The organism is Lewinella sp. 4G2 (assembly GCF_001625015.1).
GTDB lineage: Bacteria > Bacteroidota > Bacteroidia > Chitinophagales > Saprospiraceae > Neolewinella.
The window spans coordinates 966,654-987,255 of sequence record NZ_LVWJ02000014.1 but is presented as its reverse complement, the minus strand read 5'-3'; the positions used below and the strand labels follow the sequence as shown (position 1 = coordinate 987,255).

Genomic DNA, 20,602 nt, shown 5'->3' with positions numbered 1-20,602 from the left:
CTCAGGGCTGCAGATCCGGCCTGGTTATCTTTGGATCTCAATTAAAAAGTATATGCCCCTACTTACCCGGGCTGCCGTAGCCGATGGCGCCGGTGGTTTTACCATTGAGTCGCTGGAACTCGCCGACCCACGGCCGGACGAGGTGATCGTGAAGATGAAAGCCGCCGGTTTGTGCCATACCGACCACGACTCGCTAAGTTGGGGCAAACCCATCGTGATGGGCCACGAAGGCGCCGGGGTCGTCCAACAAATTGGTGCCGACATTGCGGACCTAAAAGTGGGTAACGCGGTGATCCTGAACTGGGCGACGCCGTGTATGCGCTGCTTTCAGTGCCAGGAGGGCAACCAACATATCTGTGAGCAGAATTCGCCAGTGGTCGCGGGTGGCAATGGCTACACCCCGGGCCACGCCCACCTCGAAGGGACGGTACTGAACGGGAAGCCGATTGAGCGCTCATTCAATCTCGGGACGCTGAGTGAATACGTACTGGTGAAGCGGTCGGCACTCGTCCGGACGGAAGGCGAAGGCCTGAATTTTGCCGCCGCGGCCATCGTGAGTTGCGGGGTGATGACGGGTTACGGATCGGTCGTAAATGCCGCGCAGTTGCGGGCTGGGAGTAGCGCCGTGGTCCTCGGTTGCGGGGGCGTGGGGCTGAACGTAATCCAGGGCTGCCGCGTAGCCGGCGCCGGCCGCATCGTCGCGGTGGACGTCAACGAAGGCAAACTGGAACTCGCCAAACAGTTTGGCGCCACGGATACCTACCTGGCGCGCCGGGAGGATACCGGGCTGCTCGACGCCGCCGAAGCCATCAAAGAAATGCTCGGCGGCCGCGGGGCGGACTACGCTTTTGAGTGCACGGCCATCCCCGAACTCGGCGCCGCTCCCCTGGCGATGGTGCGCAACGCCGGCGTGGCCGTGCAAGCAAGCGGCATCGAACAGGAGATCACCGTCGATATGCGCTTATTTGAATGGGATAAGACGTACGTCAACCCCCTCTACGGCAAGTGCCGTCCGCAGATCGATTTCCCGAAGATCATGCAGCTGTACCGCAACGGCGATTTGCTGCTGGATGAGATGGTAACGCGGACTTATTCGCTGGAAGAGCTCGGGTGGGCTTTTGAGGATTTGTTGGGGGGGAGGAATGCTAAGGGGGTGGTGGTTTTTTAGTATTATGTTTTAGCCCGAATGCGGAGACTTTCTAGTTCAGCTGGACGCGGAGATTCCCAGTTTACCCGGCCGCTCGGAGACCCTCCTAGCGTCGGGCGCTCCGAGAACCTGGAGACGGCTGGAGGGTTTCGAGCGTACTACCTTCATCGTGACTTAGGTAATAAAAGCCACCCCATGTCCTCCTTCCGCACCGTTGAATTATCAAAACCCGCCTACGAAAGTCAGGGCTTGCGCTACCTAACCGTAAAGACGGAAAACTTAAGGGGGCGGGGGGATATCTGCCTGTTCGTGCCGGAGACGGAACGGCGGGATCTCCCGATTTACCTGCTACTCCACGGAGTGTACGGAAGTTCGTGGTCATGGGCACTATCGGGCGGAGCGCACCAGACGGCGCGGCGGATGATGGAGATGGGGGAGATTGCGCCGGCCATCCTGGCGATGCCTTCGGACGGGCTGTGGGGGGATGGCTCCAGCTATACTCGTCACCACGGCCGCTCGTTTGATCGGTGGATCGTGGACGACGTTGTGACGGCAGTGCGGGAGAATATCGGGGCGGCGGCGGAGAACGAGAAGTTGTGCATTGGCGGTCTCTCGATGGGGGGCTACGGAGCGTTGCGCTTGGGAGCGCTGTACGGCGACCGGTTTGCGGCGATATCCGGACACAGCTCGGTGACGCGGCTCCGCGAGATCGCCGATTTTGTAGAAGAAGATATGGGGGATCTGGCGGAACGTACTCCGTTGCCCGACATCATCGATGCCGTCCTCGACCACCGGGCCACTTTGCCCGCCATGCGTTTTGATTGCGGACTGGAGGATGAATTGCTGGACGCTAACCGTCGGTTACACGCCCAACTGGAGGGAGCGGGCATTGCGCATACTTACGAGGAGTTCCCCGGTGGCCACGAGTGGGGGTACTGGGCGACGTATTTGGAGCGAACGCTGCGGTTCTTTGATGCGGCGGTGTAGCCACCAACATTAATGAAGTTTACGGGCTACTCCCCCAGGCAATCTATCTGTGCAGGATAATCACACCGATGCTATCCATTGCATTTTACGATGGCGACCAAATAAAGAGGACGAGTGGCTACATTTGGGGTCCTAAGCGGGCGCAATCCAGTAGGAGTGCGCTTTTGAATTCACCCCATAATCCAAACCCTACTTCAACAACTCAACTACATGAAGCAGATCTACTTCCTATTCCTCATTTTCTTACTGCCGGCCGTTGCCCTCGCCCAGCCGGCGAACGATGACTGCGCGGCGGCCATCACCATTACCGTGCAACCGACCAACGGTACGAACTATACCGCCTTCGATACGCGGACGGCTACGGCTTCTACACCCAGCCCCGAATGTACCGGCTTCAGCGCCGATGATGACATCTGGTACAGTTTCGTAGCAACGGAAGAAGAATTGGTATTCAGCTACCGGAGTTACTTCCCCATTGGTAATTCTACCGGGTTGGGCTACGAGGTAAAGACTACGTGTGCCGCTGATACCGCCATTAACTGCGACTTTAGCGTACCGGTGACGGCGGCGGGGACGGGCTCGCAGTTGATGCCGAACTCTGGAAACCAGGCAACGCCGACCTTCGTTGTGGGGGATACCTATGTCATCCGCATCTACGCCCAGGGTAGCGCGGCCCAAGCGACGGGTGAGTTTGCCATTATCGGCTCCCCGGAAAATGATGAGTGCGCTAACGCCGTGCCGATTGCGGTACAGAACCCAACGCAGGTGAACTACACGTCCTTCAATACGCTATTGGCCACGCGTTCCGCGCCCGCTCCTACCTGTACGGGCACCAGCGCAGACGATGATATTTGGTACAGCTTCGTGGCACCCGCCACACAGCTAACCATCGCTTACCGGAACTTTACGCCGCAGGGAACCTCCTCCGGGCTTGGCTACCAGGTGGTGGAAGATTGCACGGCGGCGGCATCCGTAAACTGTGATTTCTCCGTACCGGTGACCGATTCCGGGGCCGCCCTCCAAACTATACCGATTGCTGGCAATACTACAACCACCGGTTTGACGGTAGGCCAGACTTACCTCATCCGCATCTTTGCGCAGGGGAGTACCGCGCAAGCTTTCGGTGAATTTGCCATCGTGACCCCTCCGGCTAACGATGAGTGTGATGCTGCCCTTACTCTCCCCGTAAGCGCCGCGGGAAGTTGTACCCCCACGACGGTGACGACGACGTTTGCAACGCGGTCCGCCCGCGACCCCGACTGCTCTGAGTTCAGCGCCAACGATGATCTTTTCTACACCTTTACGGCGGACGGTACGACCCAACTGCTGACCTTCAGCAACTTTACGCCGGATGAGTTTACGTCCGCCTCTTCCGGTCCGGGTTACGAATTGCTCGACGGGTGTACCGGTGACTTCCTGGAATGTGAGTTTACGACCGACGTATCCTCCGGTAGCGCTGAGATCACTTTTGCACCAAGTACGCCGCTGGTGGCGGGTAACGATTACATCCTGCGTTTCTTCCTGCAAGGGAGTACTGGTCAGGGTTCCGTGGATGTTTGCCTGGAGACCGTGAGCTGTAGCCCACCGGTTGCTGCGGCCACCACCGTTGAATTTGACAACTGCCCGAACGGGACACCGACGATCAACATCGAGGTGACTGACCTCGGTAGCTTCACGACGCTGACGCTGAATAACGACGGTGGCGCTCCCGCCATTACCGTGGATGCCATTGGCACTTACAACGTAGGCCCGTTTGATGCGGAAGGCCTCATCAACTTCACGTTGGATAACGATACGGATGCTCTCTGTAACCTTGAGATTGGCAACTTCAATATCTTCTGCCGGGCGGAGAACAACTCCTGCGCAACGGCGGAAACGGTTATGGTGAACCCCATGGGTGACAACACCTTTACGGCTACGGCGAGCAACTTTTACGCGACGAACTCCACCTTCTCAACAGATCCTTCCTGCGGCAACTACGCCGGTGGTGATCTGTGGTACCGTTTTACGGCGCTGACGCCGACCGTCACGCTGAACTCTATCGACAACGACTGGAGCAGCATCTCCGCCGTTATTTACAACGACGATTGTGATGCGGGCACTGAGGTGGCTTGTGACTTCGTCCCCAACGAGGAAGACCGCACGTTTGCCGGCCTCACGCCGGGTACGGATTACCTCCTACGCGTCTTCGACTTCAACGATGACCAGTCGGGCATGGCGACCTTTAGCCTGCAGGCTGATATCTCCCTTCCCGCAACGCTGGCCGACTTCAGTGGCCGCGCCGAGGGCAAGCAGAACCGCATTGAGTGGACCACCGAAACGGAAAGCGGCGTCAGCCACTTCGAGCTGGAGCGCCGCGCGGCGGACGAACTCAACTGGACGATGCTGGATAAGCTCCCTGCCACCAACGTAGAACAGCGTGATGCCGCCTACGTACTGATGGATGCCCAACCCACCGCCATGACTTACTACCGTCTACGGACGGTTGACTTTGATGGAGCGGTGGCCACCTCTCCCATCATCAGCGTGGAGCGGACGGATTTGGCTGAGGGGACTACGCTCGACGTCTTCCCTAACCCCGTATCCACGAAGTTGACGGTGGCTTACCGTTTGGCTGTCCCCACCGCGACCCTCACGTTGACGGATGCTACGGGCCGGGTGGTGCGCCAGCGTGCTATTGAGACCGGTGCAGGTCGCCTTATGCTTGACGTGGCGGACGTTACGCCTGGTTTTTACCTGCTGCGTTTGGATGCTGCTGGAGAGCGGATGGTTCGGAAGGTGATTGTGGAATAATTCTGCTTTTTTCTTTTGACGTTATTGAATTAATTCATCAGCCCCCTTTCGCCTTTTGGTGGGAGGGGGTTGTTGGTTTCTGACCTCCGGTTGGGATTTAATTCCCGGTTCCCGGTACGTCGACCTTTAGGTCGATGCTTAACATCATTTCTCTTCTACCATTTCTTTTGTAGCCACCACGCAGTAGCAGCGCAGCTAAAAGAAACAAAAGTCTTGTCCTGTAACCGTGGCTTAACGCGATTTCCTCCCGGCTCCCGACCTCCAGGTTCGGCTCAATCCAGGTTCGTCGACCTTTAGGTCGATGCTTGACGCTACTTCTCTTCTAGCACTTCTTTTGTGACCACCACCCAGTAGCAGCGCAGCTAAAAGAAGCAAAAGTCTTGTCCTATAACCGAGGCTTAACGCGATCCTACCCCCGGCTCCCGACCTCCAGGTCGGGCTCACTCTCGGTACGTCGACCTTTAGAGCGATGCTTGACATTACTTCCTCTTAATTACTTCCCTTCTAGCACTTCTTTTGTGACCAAAAGAAGCAAAAGTCTTGTCCTGTAACCGTGGCTTAACGCGATTTCGGCGCTAGAAAGCTAAAATTTGCAAACTCGCCAATCAACTTTTGTTCCAAGCTTTTAGATTGCCGTTTGCATTTAATCTATGGGCTATACTTGAATCTTTCGCGTGCTCACACAGTGCAAATTTCTTTACGCTTTCTACCGCCGAAATCACTACCACGGTTAAGGGACGGATAAACTTCCAGGGCTTCAGGTATCTCGTCTAAAATCTAATATCCAACGTCTAAAAATCCCTGCAATCCAGACTTTAACTTGATCAAAGGCAACCACAAAACACTACCTTTAAACCAACTAACACCATTACCCTTGAGAATTTTATTATTATTTCTAACTCTAATTGCATTGCCACTGCAGAGCCAGAGCCGTAAGAAGATCGACAAGATGGAGGCGGCCATATTCGCGGAGGGTTATGCGCTGTACTTGACGGAAAAGGCGGCCTGGAACGGTACGGATATCTTTTTGGCCAATTATGCAGATCGGGATAACATAGGTGGTTACGCTACCTACGTTGCGGATGAGCGGGCGGTGTGCATTTTCGTTGACCGGGCGGAGGTGCCGCAAGTAATTGGCACCATCAGTTTCGCCCTTGATTTTAATGGGGAAGACGTACAGTTAGACCTCGAGCCACGGCCACTGACCAAGGATGAGTTTGCTCTTTATCGACTGCGACAAGCTGCGGTCGTGGAGATGGAGAGCAACCCGATCTTCAAACCCTACCCGAACGCTCGGTTTAATATCATTCCGTTTCTATACGAAGGCAACCGGAAGGTGTACGTACTTACCGGGCCTCAAGAGTCAGGTATCGTTTTGATTGGGAATGATTACCTGATTACTTTTGATAAGAAGCTTAGGGTTAAAGAGGCGAAAGCCTTACACGCCAGCACGCTGGAGTTTCCCTACCACGGTGAAGAGGATACCGAAATTAAGGCGACGATACACTCCCACACTAAAACTAGCGGGCCCTACATCACCGCAACGGATGTTTGTACGCTATTACTTTATGCGCCCTACCTGAGTTGGGGCCAGCACCAGGTGGTTTCCGAAGACTTTGTGAGTATCTTAGATATGTCGAAGCCTAATTTGCTGATTATGACGCAGCAGGCGATGGATCGGATTCGAGCGCATCAGGGTGGGAAGTAATATCTGTATTTGAAATTAATTAAATCTCTTTACTATTTTCTGAGGAGCTCGCCCGGCTCCCGGTACGTCGACCTTTAGGTCGATGCTTAACGTCACTTCTGTTATTGCATTTCTTTTGTAGCCACTACGCAGTAGCAGCGCAGCTAAAAGAAACTAAAGCTTGTCCTATAACCGTGATTTAACGCGATATCCCCCGGCTCCCGGTACGTCGACATTTAGGTCGATGCTTAACGTCACTTCTGCTCTACCATTTCCTCTCTACCACTTCTTTTGTGACCAAAAGAAGCAAAAGTCTTGTCCTATAACCGTGGCTTAACGCGATTTCGGTGGGAGAAAGCTAAAATTTGCAAACTCGCCATTCGATCTGTGCGCTGTGCAATAATCTATTGATTACATAATATTGTGGGTCATGTAATATTCTATCGTGTGCTCGAACAGTGCAAATTTCTTAACGCTTTCTCCCACCGAAATCACTACCACAGTTAAGGGACGGATAAACTCCAAAGACTTTAGCCATCCCGTCTAAAATCTAAAATCCAACGTCTAAAATCTCCCCTCAAAACAAACTCAACTCCGCCTCCTCAACCGCCCGCTTAAACTTCGCCAAATCGCCCTCCATAAACGCCGCAACTTGTTGGATGAAATCCATCGACGCAGTTTGGGCTTGGGCCAGGGCCAGGGTGGCCATCTGGGTGGGGGCGCCCTTGACGTCGCCTACGTAGGAGCTGGCGGTGTAGAGCTTGGCCTGGAGGTTGGTGGGGTTGCGCTGGATGCCCTTCTGGCCCTCCGGGTTGGTGTAGACCTCCTGGAGGTCGGCGATGGATTTGCGGAGGGTTTTGATGTCGGCCAGGAGGGTGTCCTTTACGGCTTTGGGAGCCTCTTTGGCGAGGTTCTCGACGAGCTTGAGGGACTTCTCCGCATCCAGCAACTCCTGCCAGGCGCGGCCGGTGCGGACTACGGTGGAATCCAACTCCGCCTGCATCTCCTGGCCGCGGCCATCGGCGCGGTTGACGCCCGGTTCGCGCGGGTCGGGCTTTACGGTGACGAGGGTTTTGCCGACATGGTCGCCATAGGTCATCACGACTTCGTAGACGCCGGGGGCGACGGACGGGCCACTCGGCAGGTCCGCATCGGGTTTGGCGGGGGTGCGGCTGGGGTAGCGGATCCCGTCGCGGCGCATGTTCCAGCTGGTGCGGTTCATGCCCCAGCGCGGGGTGATCTTGTAGGTGCGGATGGTGTCTCCGGACTGGACGTCCACTACCTGAACCTTTACTTTTCCTTTCGGGCCGTCGATGGGGTCGGGGTTGCCATTCCCGCTGGCGAAGGGGTCTTCGCGGAGGCCCCAGCGGGCGCTTTCGCGGCCGGGGACGTCTTCCTTGATCCCCGGTTCCTTGGCGGAGTAGCGGAGGACACGGCTCGGGTCGTCATTCGTAGTGGAGGTGGTCATTGGTGCGGGGTTGCGGTCCCGGTTTTTGCGCTTGGTCTTTGGTGCACCCTGTCCTTCTTTTGGCACCTGCGGCAGCGCCCTATTCTTGCTTGGTTGGACCCAGTAGGTGAGGAGGGCCCCGCGGCGACGGTCCTCGCCCTGGTACTGGCCCTGGGCGTAGAAACGCGTGCCCTGGTAGCTGCGGCGGCTCCACTGGTAGGCGTCCGGGGCGGGGAAGACGGTGAAGCTGTCGAGGGCCGCGACGGTGGTTTCGATCTCGGCGAGTTTGCGGAAGGGGCGGATGTCGTCGAGGATCCAGGCGGCGCGGCCGAAGGTGCCGATGATGAGGTCGTGCTCCCGCGGGTGGATCTTGAGATCGGCGACCTGGACGGCGGGGAAACCGGCCGTGTGGTGGCCCCAGTTGCTGCCCTTATCGAGGCTGAACCAGAGGCCCTGGTCGGTGCCGAGGAAGAGGAGGGCCGGCTCGGCGGGGTCCTGCACGATGCACATGGCGTGGCCGGTAACGTCGCCCTCGCGCACGACCAAACTGAAGGTCTGGCCGAAGTCGTCCGTGTGGTAAACGTAGGGTTTGGGGTCGCCCCGGCGGTAGTCATTCACGACGACCCAGGCCTCGGCCTCGTTGTGGACGCTCGCCTCGATGTAGGGGATCCAGCTGCCCGCCTTGAAACCGGGGAGGCGACTGGTGAGGTCCTCCCAGGTAGCGCCGTCGTCCTTCGAGAGATGGAGGCGGCCATCGTCGGAACCGACCCAGAGGGCCTGCTTGCTTTCCCAGGCCTTGTGGTTGGGCGTGATGACGAGGAGGGTGGTGTGGTTCTCAGCCTGGGTGGCGTCGATGGTGAGGCCGCCGGAGATCATGGAGCGCTGGCGGAGGCTGTCGTTGGTGGTCAGGTCGGGGCTGATGATCTCCCAGTTGTCGCCACAATCAATGCTCTTGTGCACGAATTGGCTGCCCATATAAAAGGTGCAGGGCGACTGCGGGCCCTGGGCGATCGGGGCGTTCCAGTTGAAGCGCAGGAAGGTGCCGTCCGGGTGGATCGGCCGGATGGAAAGGTTGCTGCCCGTGCGCCGGTTGATGCGGTTCACGTAGCCGCCCTGGCTGGCGGCGTAGACGGTATTCGGGTCGCCGGGCTTAAAAACGAGGTCGAAACCATCACCGAAATTGACTTCCTGCCAGTCCGCATCCGTGATGCCGCCGGCGTGCAGCGACTGGCTGGGGCCGACCCACGAACCGTTGTCCTGCATCCCCCCGCCGACGAGGTAGGGGTAGCTCATGTCGTAGTTGATGTGGTAGAACTGGGCCAGGGGCAGGTTGGCCGCGAAGCGCCAGGTTTCGCCACCGTCGTGGCTGATGTTGAGGCCCCCGTCGTTGCCGTCGATGACGAATTCCGGGTCGTTCGGGTCGATCCAGAACGCGTGGTGATCGGGGTGTACGGCGTTACCGTAATCGGCGATCTGGCGGAAGGTCTTGCCGCCGTCCTCACTCTTCGAGACGTAGGTGAAGACGTTGTAGATCCGGTTTTCGTTCTGGGGGTCGACGTAGAGTTCGGCGTAGTAGAACGGCCGGTTACCGATGTTCTTTTTGCTAACGAGTTTCCAGCTTGCGCCGCCGTCGGTGGATTTGTAAAGGCCGTTTTCCTTGGCTTCCACGAGGGCGTAAACGATGTTCGGTTGGCTGGCGGCGATGGCCAGGCCGATGCGCCCGAGGTCGCCCTTCGGCAGACCGTCCTTGGCGGTGCGGCGTTCCCAGTTGTCGCCGCCATCGTGGCTCACCCAGATGCCGGAGCCGGGGCCGCCGGAGTTGAAGTAGTCGGGGTCGCGGTCGAAGGTCCACGTGGCCGCGATCAGTTTGTTGGAGTTGGTCGGGTCCATCACCATTTCGGCGATGCCGGTGCCGTCGTTGACGTAGAGGATGCGTTCCCAGGTCTGGCCGCCGTCGGTGGTGCGGTACACGCCGCGTTCCTCGTTGGGTGCCCACATGTTGCCCATGGCGCCGACGTAGCAGACGTCCGGATCGGTCGGGTGAGGCAGCACGCGGTGGATGTGGCGGGTGGCTTCCAGCCCGAGGTGTTGCCAGGTCTTCCCGCCGTCGAGCGACTTGTAGATCCCGCCGCCGTAGTTGGCCGAGTTGCGGGGGTTGCCTTCGCCCGTCCCGGCCCAGATGATGCTCGGGTTGGCGTCCGAAATGGCCACCGCACCGATGCTGAGATAGCGGTTGTCGTCGAAGATCGGCGCGAAGCTGATGCCGCCGTTCTTGCTTTGCCACAGCCCGCCGCTGGCCGTCCCGACGTAGATAATGTCCCGGTCCTGCGGGTGCACGTCAATGCTCGTCACCCGCCCCGACATGCCGGCCGGCCCAATGTTGCGGGGGGCGAGTGCTTGCCAGTGTTCGGGGTTCAGCTGTGCGTGTAGTTGGGCGCTGCCGCAGGTGCAGAGGAGGAAGGCTAGGAGGAGGAGGCGCATTGGGGTGGGATGGGTTTGGGGGGGAAGGTAAGAGATTCTCGATTCTCGATACTCGATTAGCGAGGACTGATTTGGCTACCGCATGGCTTTGCTCACTGCGTTCGTGGGGAACGGATAGACGATTGACGGTAGACGATAGTTGATTTTTGATTGGCTGCCGCTGTTGTTTGCTTGCTGCGTTCGTGGGGCGGGGGGGATAGATGCGATGTTGGCTACCTCGGCCGGGATCTGAATAGACCTTTGGTCAATCCTGGTTTGCTTCGCAGCTACTCCGTGGTCCGGCCTATCATGGTGATGCGCTGCGCGTCTACTGCGTGGTCCTACCGGATCAGCTCGTTAGGTGGCCGCCGGGACAATGCGCAGCGATTGATTACAAAACTCTTTCAGCAACCGGTCGTCAGTGCCAAAAACGTCAGTGAAATGATTGACGGTACGATGGCCACTGCCAAGATATCTATGACCTCGAGTCCGTAGGTATCCTGGAAGATATCCCCACGCGGCAACGTGCCAAGCGGTACGCCTTTCGGGAGTATTTGGAATTGTTTGTCTAGTGGTGGGGGGTAGTCTTAATTTGTAATTCGTGAAAATCGAAAGCCCTACTCAGGGGCCACGCCAATTTTAATAGTAATTGATTTTCCTTGAAGATTAATGTTCTCGTTATATGCCCCGGAAGTTACGATAATTTCATCTCCATCTTGAGCAGCATCAAAGGCATCAGTTATCGTCCTGTAGGGCACATTTCCAATATAGACTCTGTTTAATGAGGCACATGCATCGTCTAGTTCTTGCCGAGTATTACAGCCCTGGCCATTGTTTTCCAGGAGAATTGAAGAGCCATCCGTTGACAGATAAGAACAGACGGAGGCTATTGCGCACTCCTCCAAATTCGGATTATCTTCAATTCTGATCAAACTGATTGAATTTAAGTTTAATTTCTCCAGGGCCGAGATCGAGCCAAGTTGAGAATTTCTCGTAATGGTGAGATCACCGCCCAGAACGTTTAAAGCACTTAACTCATCAAGATCTTCAATTTGAACTAGAAAGTCAATAGTCAACTTCCCGGCTATTGAAGAAAGGTTCTCAAGGCCTGACAAACTAGTTACCAGGGCAAGATTATTGAGTCTAAAGTCACCATCAACAACAGTAAGCCCCCGGAGTCCATTAAGACCAATGAGTTTTCGTCCAATCGCAATGGATACATTTCCATTTACTCTAGTAATGTTATGTAATCCTTCCAAACTGACTAGTTCATCAAGGAAACTTAGTTGTAATCCTCCTACCTCAGACAACTGGCTTAAGGCTGATATTTCTCTCAGTCTATCGCTGCTGATTCTGAGAGTACCATTCAGCGTTTGTAAATTTTCCAGGCCAGCCAAGGTTTCCAGCCTACTAGCTCCGCTAGAATTCAGATTCAAATCACCTCCAATAAAGGACAGGTTTTCCAAGCCTTCTAAAGAAGTATATGAAGGGAAACCGAATCCATACAAACCAAAAGAGCCGCCAACCCTGGTAAGATTTCTTAAACCAGTGAATCCAGTTAAATTTTTTGCATTTACACTTAGTTCTCCGTTAACGATTGAAATGTTTGAAAGTCCTTCAAGGTTCGTAACATCGATTTCGCTACTACCCGGAGAGGTAGGTCGGATATCGATACCATCTAGTTCGGTACAGGTAGGGAAATCAATCAAAAACTGATCGATCTCCGCTTGAGATGTAAACCTTATAATTCCCGTAGGACAGTCCTGACCGTGAAGTGGAGCCAGCAGCAGAAATGCAACTAGAGCGCAAATGATTGTCAGGGTATTTTTGATGCAGTGCATATTACTATTTTTGTCTATTTAATGTTAATGATCGGGCCAAATAAAAATGACGCAACGTTATTTGATTAATTGACTTCAATAAACACTTTTGGCCTCGTCAATATGTGATGCCATATCTAACTATAACAAACTAGAGGTTTGAACACTTTGACCCTTGTCGAAGCACTTGCCACCCTCATTCCGTACGGCTTCCCCACTTGTGACAAACGCGTACTAAATGAGCTTACAAATATAAATGGACTAGTCATTTTCGCAAAATCTGCCCTTCGGGGACTCTACGTTGGGCCTAAGCAAGCAATTGGTGCCAGACGGTGTCAAGTAAGGAGGTGTCATCTTAATAGGCTTACCACACGCTGACCTGTGGTTGTAAGGCAATTATTATGGGGGGCGGATCGTAGCCGTTCCTTAGCGACTGGAGCAGCTACAACTTACGGGACGGGGACGTAGTCCAACCCGCCAACCTGCGACTCACCCTCATGCCGGAGAATCAGCCGCTGGAACTCAACCTGGACCCCGCCGCCCTTCGCGATAATTACCCCGAACTCGAAGCCAAGCTAAAACGCCGCGGTTTCATCTTCGCTGATCTATCACTAACCCCCACCAACCGCCAGTTCAACGCCGCCTTCCAGGCCGTGGTAGAGGAGGTCATTGCACTACGGCACCGAGCCGAACGGCCGGTACCCCGCTTCACCCAAGAGGCCAAATTTCAGTACGTCGACAACTCAGTAAGTCTGCAGTATATCGTCCGGCAACCCCAGCCCATTGCGGGTCCAGTGTACATATTGGAACCCTGCCAAGGCAACCTCACCCTAAAAATCAGCAGCCAGGACGGCGGCACCGTAAACCGCCAACCCCTCCCCTCCGCCAGCCTACACGACAAACTTTCCCGCACGCCCACCGTCCCGGAAACTACTTGGTACCTTGACCTAAGCCAAGCTCTCAATTATGTACAATTCAAATACCTAAACTATAGTGTAAATTTAAGATCAGAATGTTAGATAATTAACAAGAGCCAAAGTTGAACATGACCTCAGCATTTCTTCAAAAAAGACCCAAAGGTTTTATCGTACTTGTGGTTTGCTTGTTGCTTGCGGCCATAGGGCAGCTATCGATTTACATAATTGAACACTCGTTTTATGCCATCTCATTGTCTTTGACCATAGCAGCTATCGCTTTGTATTTCAGGAGTTATAAGTATTCTTATATGTGTCTTTTAATTTTGTACGCATTGTCAACGTTTGCCTTGATACGTGTATTCCCAATCACAAGTACACTATACCTGGGTAGTGAATATGTGGGGCTTGAACTTGTTAGTTTTGCAATACTCATGGTTTTGCTATTTCCTATCAGGGCAAGGATGATCAATACGTTTTTCGATTGGTATGATGGTGTTTAAGTTTACATGAGCGTATATAGCTACGCTTTCGGGTAATCCCGCTTAGCAGAAATCCCCGCCAACGTAGGCGATTGCGGAGCTGTCACCAAGGATAAAGAGCTAGATTAGGCAAGCCTACGAGAACTCGATCCAAGCCCATTTCGGCACCAGTGTACATATAGGAACCTTGTCAGGCCAACTTCACCCTAAACAAGCAATACCGACGGCGGGATAGTATATCACAAGAGTTTACCGTATAATGTAGGAGATTAATGCCAATAGAAAGTTGAGCCAACATCAATAGTAGAAGAAAGAGTGATGTTAAAACACTCAACAGGGTGCTGGGGTATTATTGAAACCCTCGAAAAACAGCGCTAAAATTGGTTCAAATCCCAAAACAATATTGATTAATGAAAGAGCTATTTTCTCTGGTCATAGTTACATTGATTATTATTGGGATATTTCAGTACCGAATGAAGAGCACCCAAGAGCGATACGAGTACTTACATTCCATTAATGCCCCCGTCACCGGGCAAGTGCAAAAAATAGCAAAAGGCACTAAGTATACCTTTACTTTTCGAGGCAAAAAATATACGAAAACAACTGGAAAGCAAATGAGAAGCTTGATTGATGGAGAAAAATATACGGTGTTTATGGATCCGAATGATCCACAAAATAGCATCATTGATTTTCACCTGCCGATGTACGATACATCTAGGTTTACTCAAGCGTGCGCAACTAAAATTCAATTTCTGAGCACTGGGAGTTCTCAGCTAGCAAGGTTCAATTTTAATTATCAAGGTCAGGAATTTAAAAGGTTTCACTACGCAGCGCGTGACTCCTGCTTTTCTACAAAGCCATCCATGGTGTGGGTTAAATTGAGCGATCCAAGGATTAGTTATTTAACTTGTAAGCCGTGTTTTTGATGTTACAATTTCAAGATTGTGATTAGCAAAAGTTTATATTCGATTAACGTATGATGCGTTACCGCCCATCAACTCAAATTAGAAATTTTGTCACCTAAACCTAAGCCAAACCCCTCTACATCCAGATTACCAAACGCACCTACCTAACCAACAAAACCAATGCTTAATCAAAATTCAGATCCATCACACCTCAAGAAAATATCATTCTACATTCTACTATTCGCAACTATAATCATTGGAGGCAACTTAGCCTACCTCATCGCTTTAAAAGCAACGGCGTTTGAAACTCAAGGCCGCATCGTAAAATGGGAGCGAGACGATGTTTACGTCAAATACAGAACCCATCTACAAGACTCCGTTACGGTAAAGATGAACCTGCCTTACACAAAGGACAAAGAGACGTTAAAGGCCTACGGTATCATCCCAATCAGAAGCAGCACCCTAAATTTAGCTAAAGTTGAGATCGAGGGGGTGAAGTCATATGGCCTCTATACCTTCTCTACTGTATTTATCGCGCTACTTGTTGGCTCTACGTTCTTGGCCGTAAAGTTGAGAGTGATAAAGTGGAGTTCATCTACGAATCAGGATTAGTAGGCTTTTCGAGCCAAATTCTTTCCTTACAGTTACGCCTCCTATCGTCGATCTACTTTATGATTCTTACGCTTACATCCAAAGGCTTTAATTCGCAAATACCGCCAGTATCATTTGCTTCAGTATCTTCCATCTAAAACCTATATGCATACGCTTTCCAGCAAGTACATCATCATCCTATTGGCTTATGGCATCCTAATCAATGTTATAAGCTTCTCAGAAGTCTATTGGCAACTCTCTTTAAACCTTTCTCTCTACTTTGGCTACGTCTTGATGGCTTTGCTGACCGTAGCTTTTGTTCTCGATTGGACTAAATTCACGAGGTTAATCACGTTGATTAAGATTCTTGCTTTACTTTTCATTTTGCTCGAGACCTATATGTCTGGCGTAGTTTTGATTATACTTTCGATATACCAGGATGTGATGAACTCGATTAGGACCGAAGTCGGTGGGGAAGGCTCATTCAAGAAATGATGACATTCAGTTTTTGCTGAAATAACATAAAATATCACTCATTTCAATTAACCACCCCCAACAAAAACTCATCCCCCTCCCCATCCCGCGTAAACCGAAACACCCGCTGCCCCGGCCCCAAGCTCGCCAAATGCTCATGGATCAACCGCCGGCGCGTCAGGTTGAAGGTGGCGACGTAGTGGAAGAACTCCCAGTCAAAGCGTTCGTGGCAGCCGGGGGGCATGTCCGGGCGTTGCTGCCCGTGGTACTTCGTCACGCGCTTAACGACGCGCCAGAGGCATTTCGCCGTGGGGTAGTCCAGGTAAATTACCGTATCGGCGCGGGGAAGACGCAAGGATAGCGACCCAGCGTAGTTGCCGTCCATGATCCAGGCGTCGCGCGCAACGAGTTCCGTCACCTTAGCTTCCCATTCTGCTTTGGGCGGTTCCGTCCAGTCGGGCTGCCAGTAGGCTTGGTCGAGGTGGATGAGGGGTAGGCCGGTGGCGTCCGCCAACTTCCGGGCAAAGGTGGATTTCCCCGCTCCGCAACAACCGATGATGAGTACTCTTTGCATGGGGGTGGGGTTGGGTGGGGAAGATAGTAGGAGTTCATGCACGAATTAAGCTAGTCATCGAGTCTATAACTAGCCGGATGACTCGTACATCTTCACTATCACAGCTTAAAAATAGAGTACCTACGTGAATTTGACGTTTAAGTAGGCAATAACTATCTTGGATACCAGCAGGTAAAACAAAGCCCATGTCACTATTACTTCATCCACGAGCAAAGTACATCAGTATTGGGTTAATGGTATTGCTTGTTTTATCGGGCCTTTATCAAAAACCCATCTGGCTCATACTGATTGTACTAATTTACTTAGTGTCAATAACCCTCAAAAGCTACTACGTCTATCATAATAAGAAACGATTCAAACTGAGTTTGAATACGGCGTTGTTGCATGAATCGGGCCTGATTCCCCTCATAAACGGCTAGTATAAATTTGGGCTGGAGCCCATATCTTTGGTTTACGACAACTAAATCAATAGATTTCCAGCCCATGTCAAAGATAAAGAAGGACGAGCGATTTGAAGTAAAAGATAAGCAGGATTACCGGGTAGTCAACTGGGCGGAGTACAACAAAGCCCTGGAAAATCGTGGTAACATCACGTTTATTATTGACGAGTCGGTCACCCAAAATTGGTATAGTGACTCGCCAGCCCAGAGAGGTGCTCAAGAAACTTATAGTGATACCTGTATCGAGGCCATTATGATGATCAAGACTATTTTTCGGTTACCCTATCGACAGTCTCGTGGTTTTACCGTGGGTCTGCTTCAACTCATGGACCTAGCGCACCTGAAAGTACCAAGTTTTACACAGGTTAACCGCCGTTTTCGCACTCTCAACATTAGTCCTTTTGCGATTCCAGCTAGCGGCCCGATCACGATTGCGATAGACTCGACGGGAGTCAAGGTTTACGGTGAAGGCGAGTGGAAATGCCGCAAGCACGGATGGAGCAAGCGTCGTACCTGGCGTAAACTTCATTTGGGTGTTGATCCTTGCACTGGCTTTATTCATTGCCATATCACGACGACTAACTCCGAGAGCGATGAATCTCAGGTAAATGATCTTCTCGATCAGGTCGAAGCCGAAATCGATGAGGTCTACCTTGATGGTGCTTATGATGCACAGAGTTGCTACGATGGTTTATTGGAGCGAGATATTTGGCCTGTCATTCCACCTCAGAGAGGCGCGGTGAAATGGTATTGGGAGGAACCGGGTGATGCCGATGACTATCCTCGCAATCAATTTATTAAACGCATAGAAGAAGTCGGAAGGGCAGAATGGAAAAAAGAAGCCGATTACCACCAACGAAGTTTATCTGAGACGGCGATGTACCGTTATAAAACCATCTTTGGTCCAACCCACTACTCTCGATCACTTGAAACTCAAACGCAGGAAAACAAAATTAAAATCAAAGCACTCAATCATATGACAGCCCATGGCATGCCGATTTCTCAACTAAAAAATGCTTAATTAAATATTTTATGAGCGCAAGCTTTGTCTTAAATCTTCATGCAACAACGCCTTTGAATACTGTATTCAATATCGCACTGACTACCCTCTTTCTTTTCGCCGCAATAAGCTTGCCCGATTTAAATGTGTCCGGCCTTTACGGTCTGGTCTTTTTAGAAGGCTTGTTCAGAACCTACCTTGATATGCCAGACGTTGAGCAGCTTGCTTAGCGTAGCAATCGCCCACTAATCATATAAGGTATAGTTTTTCAGTAAGGATTCATCTTTGTCAGTCCTAATAATGTGGGTGTATCGATCCATTCTGTATAACATGTAAAATCACCCACCCCAAAATGCGCCACCTTAAACTACTCACCCTAGGCCTCGTTGTCACCATCATTCTCCTGGAATTATACCTGGATAATATCAGTACGCTGCCCGTCTATTGGTACTACGCAGCAGCCTTCCTGTCCGCTCTGTTGGGTCTATTGTACTTCACGAACATCGCTCCACAGGTCAGGCAAGCCAATACGATCTACGGAGCTGGTAAGAGCGGAGAAAAAGTCATCGCAGTTATTTTCCTGATTTACGCTGTTGTCAGTATCTCCGGCTATTTTTTACTTTCCTCCGTTGCTCCTCACCACGGAAGTAGGATCTTTACCTACTGGGGCATGTTATTTTTGGGTGTGGGAATGATTTTTCATTCCGAAGACGCAGCGGAAGGAGAGGAAGAGTAATTTGTGGCAGGCTATATGCGTCTCACGTCAAATATATCATTATTAAAATCACCTACTATCAAACCACCTACCCTACTTGCAGCCATTCTTCTCCTAGTACTCCTCAATTGCAACGAGAGTAATAAAGACAAAACCACCTCTACTATTTTAAATGACCTACAAACCTCCCTAACCACCACCTGCCAAACCTCACAAACAAATGAATGCAACGTCGCGCAAACCATCATAAACGGCGTAGAGTTCAGGGTTACTCTGGAGGATCAAATCGAATACCTTAATTCCTATAGACCAGATTTACGCTTCGTTCTCATCTATGATTTATCCGGTGAGGTCTACGAACGAAAAACATTTATTGTCTTAGCTAGCCCAAAGCCGAAGAAACCAAATAATCAACCTTCCAATACCCATACCATAATAATCGATGATGCCACCGAAAATGTAATTCAGGAACTGCTCTACAGCAAAGAGGATAGTATCTGCGATGACTACATCTTTCTGGTCAAATTTGACAATGGAGAGTACTCAAATTCAGAGGTCATTTTATGCCCGTCTAATAACATCTATCGGTTCATCAATATTGACTAAAATTAGAGACTAAGTATTCAGGTCAATAATCATGCGATAATTACACACCCCCTTCACCCCAACCCAATCTCCCCAACCCCAGCATCCACCGCAACCAAATCAAACTCCGCCGGATTAAAATCCTTCCCCAGGGCCCGCGCGGCATCATCATAATCCGGGTCCTCCGGGCCGCGCTCGAGGATTTCCACATAATCATAAAAGCCAGGTAAACCACCGCAATCATCCAGTGGGGCGGCCATGCGGCCGGCCGTACAACGGGCGCGGGTTCGCCCGCTGAGGTTGGGTTGCTTGCCCATCAATTCGATGACGTGGCGCCAATCATCACCAAAATCGTAGATGTAGCCAATCTTTTCGCCGGGGTGCTCCAGCACGTCGCCCACGGTCATGCCGGCGTAGGATTCCCCGTCGCTCTCCACCGGGCCGAAGCGGCTGTAGCCCACGTTAAATTCGTGCAAATGGTGCCCCTGCCACTCGAAGGCCGTCTGAATGATCCGGTGCAAACTCTTCACCGAAGCTCCCGCCGGAATACTAAACCGCCGCCAAATCGGTGGCGAAGATCCGTAGAGGCTTACCCGGATGTCCAGTAAATCCTCCACGTCCGATGCGACCGCCGGCTCAGCTACTGCCGGCACCGCCTCAACGACCGGCTGTTGCACCGGTACGCTTTCCGTTACTTCCGGCGCGGCGGGGGGTGCTTCCACTAGCTCCTCCACAACGGCCACCGGGGCGGGCTTTTTGCTGCCGTCCGTATCCCCAAAATAGTCCACCAACGATCCGTAAGCCTTCAGCGCTTCCACCAGTTCCGCGTTCACTTCCGCAAAAGCGGCTTCCGAAAGCGCATCTTGCGATACAAATTCTTCCGGCACCAACCCGTTGTCCAAACCCAGCGCGATCCGTTCGTCGAGGGCCGTTTCTAATGCATCGACCAGCGCATCGGCGTCCGGGTGCAAATCCTCCCCCTCCGGCTCGGCACCTGCGTTCAGCGCCCTAAAATAGCTTCCGTAAAGCGTCGTCGCCTGCAAAAAATGCGCGTCCTCCCGCACCGCCCCCGTCATCGCCGCCCGCTGCAGGACGGCCAGTAAATCATGGCTCTGGCTCAACATATCATATCATTTTAAATCCGCCCGCCCGTACCCGGCGGCGCGTCTGCCGTTATCAAATAGGCGTGCAAGTTACGCATTTACAACGAATTGTGTTTTTGCGTGATTAAACATACATTAAGTTGGCGCTGCCGCAGGTGCTATGTGATAGGGAAGAGGACTGAGCTTTGGATTTTAGACGTTGGATTTTAGATTTTGGACACCCTCTTGAACCCCCGGACTGCATCCGTCCCTTGCAGGTGGTAGTAAAATTTCTTCGGATTGGCGTGAAGAACGCTGCACTGTTCGAGCTGATGCTGTTGATGATTGGAACTGAAGTCTAATGCAAACAAAGGATGAAGCTTGAAATACAGATCGTAGAGCGAGTTTGCAGCGTTTAGCCAATCCGGAGAAATTTTGCGTTAAGCCACCTGCAAAGGACAAGACTTTTGCTTCTTTTGGTCACAAAAGAAGTGGTAGA

At 52.3% G+C, this 20,602-nt stretch carries 14 protein-coding genes; 10 read left to right on the top strand and 4 right to left on the bottom strand.

Going from position 1 to position 20,602, the window contains the following annotated elements; all coding sequences use genetic code 11:
• Positions 1–52: 52 nt before the first annotated feature.
• The 4 genes from A3850_RS05440 to A3850_RS05425 all read left to right on the top strand — a co-directional run bounded on the left by A3850_RS05440 (position 53) and on the right by A3850_RS05425 (position 6,635).
• Positions 53–1,168, top strand: a complete 1,116-nt coding sequence (locus A3850_RS05440; RefSeq protein ID WP_068214869.1) for a Zn-dependent alcohol dehydrogenase — start codon at positions 53–55, stop codon at positions 1,166–1,168.
• Between the two features lie 174 nt (positions 1,169–1,342).
• Positions 1,343–2,134, top strand: coding sequence for an alpha/beta hydrolase family protein (locus A3850_RS05435; protein ID WP_068214868.1), 792 nt, complete (start codon positions 1,343–1,345; stop codon positions 2,132–2,134).
• A 210-nt stretch (positions 2,135–2,344) separates the two neighbouring features.
• A complete protein-coding gene (locus A3850_RS05430; protein ID WP_068214867.1) occupies positions 2,345–4,927 on the top strand; it encodes a T9SS type A sorting domain-containing protein in 2,583 nt (860 codons plus the stop codon).
• Positions 4,928–5,837: 910 nt separating this feature from the next.
• A complete protein-coding gene (locus A3850_RS05425) occupies positions 5,838–6,635 on the top strand; it encodes a hypothetical protein (RefSeq protein WP_157500907.1) in 798 nt (265 codons plus the stop codon).
• Between the two features lie 556 nt (positions 6,636–7,191).
• On the opposite strand, the gene A3850_RS05420 is transcribed toward A3850_RS05425, so the two are convergent.
• Entirely contained in the window at positions 7,192–10,542 is a 3,351-nt protein-coding gene (locus A3850_RS05420) for a hypothetical protein (protein WP_082921636.1), read from the bottom strand.
• 596 nt (positions 10,543–11,138) lie between these two features.
• Positions 11,139–12,362: a hypothetical protein gene (locus tag A3850_RS05415; protein WP_068214865.1), complete on the bottom strand. Its 1,224-nt coding sequence runs from the start codon at positions 12,360–12,362 to the stop codon at positions 11,139–11,141.
• Between the two features lie 476 nt (positions 12,363–12,838).
• Between A3850_RS05415 and A3850_RS05410 the strand changes: the two genes are divergently transcribed.
• From A3850_RS05410 to A3850_RS05395, 3 genes are all read left to right on the top strand, one after another.
• Positions 12,839–13,360 carry a hypothetical protein gene (locus A3850_RS05410; RefSeq protein ID WP_068214864.1) on the top strand — a complete coding sequence of 174 codons (522 nt, stop codon included), beginning with the start codon at positions 12,839–12,841 and terminating at the stop codon, positions 13,358–13,360.
• Between the two features lie 787 nt (positions 13,361–14,147).
• Complete coding sequence (locus tag A3850_RS05400) at positions 14,148–14,663, top strand: hypothetical protein (RefSeq protein ID WP_068214862.1); 516 nt, start codon at positions 14,148–14,150, stop codon at positions 14,661–14,663.
• A 159-nt stretch (positions 14,664–14,822) separates the two neighbouring features.
• The gene (locus A3850_RS05395) at positions 14,823–15,254 is read left to right on the top strand and encodes a hypothetical protein (protein WP_068214861.1); all 432 of its coding nucleotides are present in this window, start codon (positions 14,823–14,825) and stop codon (positions 15,252–15,254) included.
• Between the two features lie 517 nt (positions 15,255–15,771).
• Here the strand turns inward: A3850_RS05395 and A3850_RS05385 are convergent.
• A complete protein-coding gene (locus A3850_RS05385; protein WP_068214859.1) occupies positions 15,772–16,281 on the bottom strand; it encodes a hypothetical protein in 510 nt (169 codons plus the stop codon).
• A 483-nt stretch (positions 16,282–16,764) separates the two neighbouring features.
• Here A3850_RS05385 and A3850_RS05380 point away from each other — a divergent pair, with 483 nt between their 5' ends.
• From A3850_RS05380 to A3850_RS05370, 3 genes are all read left to right on the top strand, one after another.
• On the top strand, positions 16,765–17,742 hold the full coding sequence (locus A3850_RS05380) for an IS5 family transposase (RefSeq protein ID WP_082921635.1): 978 nt from the start codon (positions 16,765–16,767) through the stop codon (positions 17,740–17,742).
• 11 nt (positions 17,743–17,753) lie between these two features.
• Entirely contained in the window at positions 17,754–17,951 is a 198-nt protein-coding gene (locus A3850_RS05375) for a hypothetical protein (RefSeq protein ID WP_068214858.1), read from the top strand.
• Positions 17,952–18,073: 122 nt separating this feature from the next.
• Positions 18,074–18,457 carry a hypothetical protein gene (locus A3850_RS05370; protein ID WP_068214857.1) on the top strand — a complete coding sequence of 128 codons (384 nt, stop codon included), beginning with the start codon at positions 18,074–18,076 and terminating at the stop codon, positions 18,455–18,457.
• Between the two features lie 638 nt (positions 18,458–19,095).
• On the opposite strand, the gene A3850_RS05360 is transcribed toward A3850_RS05370, so the two are convergent.
• Positions 19,096–20,145 (bottom strand): plasmid pRiA4b ORF-3 family protein, encoded by a 1,050-nt coding sequence (locus tag A3850_RS05360; protein WP_068214855.1) that lies wholly within the window; start codon positions 20,143–20,145, stop codon positions 19,096–19,098.
• Positions 20,146–20,602 lie beyond the last annotated feature (457 nt).

What these genes read in the sequence shown, in the direction of transcription:
- A3850_RS05435 (WP_068214868.1), top strand. Translation starts at nt 1,343, where the DNA reads ATGTCCTCCTTCCGCACCGTTGAATTATCAAAACCCGCCTACGAAAGT.
- A3850_RS05415 (WP_068214865.1), bottom strand. Translation starts at nt 12,362, where the DNA reads ATGCACTGCATCAAAAATACCCTGACAATCATTTGCGCTCTAGTTGCA.
- A3850_RS05380 (WP_082921635.1), top strand. Translation starts at nt 16,765, where the DNA reads ATGTCAAAGATAAAGAAGGACGAGCGATTTGAAGTAAAAGATAAGCAG.
- A3850_RS05410 (WP_068214864.1), top strand. Translation starts at nt 12,839, where the DNA reads ATGCCGGAGAATCAGCCGCTGGAACTCAACCTGGACCCCGCCGCCCTT.
- A3850_RS05370 (WP_068214857.1), top strand. Translation starts at nt 18,074, where the DNA reads ATGCGCCACCTTAAACTACTCACCCTAGGCCTCGTTGTCACCATCATT.
- A3850_RS05375 (WP_068214858.1), top strand. Translation starts at nt 17,754, where the DNA reads ATGAGCGCAAGCTTTGTCTTAAATCTTCATGCAACAACGCCTTTGAAT.
- A3850_RS05430 (WP_068214867.1), top strand. Translation starts at nt 2,345, where the DNA reads ATGAAGCAGATCTACTTCCTATTCCTCATTTTCTTACTGCCGGCCGTT.
- A3850_RS05420 (WP_082921636.1), bottom strand. Translation starts at nt 10,542, where the DNA reads ATGCGCCTCCTCCTCCTAGCCTTCCTCCTCTGCACCTGCGGCAGCGCC.
- A3850_RS05385 (WP_068214859.1), bottom strand. Translation starts at nt 16,281, where the DNA reads ATGCAAAGAGTACTCATCATCGGTTGTTGCGGAGCGGGGAAATCCACC.
- A3850_RS05395 (WP_068214861.1), top strand. Translation starts at nt 14,823, where the DNA reads ATGCTTAATCAAAATTCAGATCCATCACACCTCAAGAAAATATCATTC.
- A3850_RS05400 (WP_068214862.1), top strand. Translation starts at nt 14,148, where the DNA reads ATGAAAGAGCTATTTTCTCTGGTCATAGTTACATTGATTATTATTGGG.
- A3850_RS05440 (WP_068214869.1), top strand. Translation starts at nt 53, where the DNA reads ATGCCCCTACTTACCCGGGCTGCCGTAGCCGATGGCGCCGGTGGTTTT.
- A3850_RS05360 (WP_068214855.1), bottom strand. Translation starts at nt 20,145, where the DNA reads ATGTTGAGCCAGAGCCATGATTTACTGGCCGTCCTGCAGCGGGCGGCG.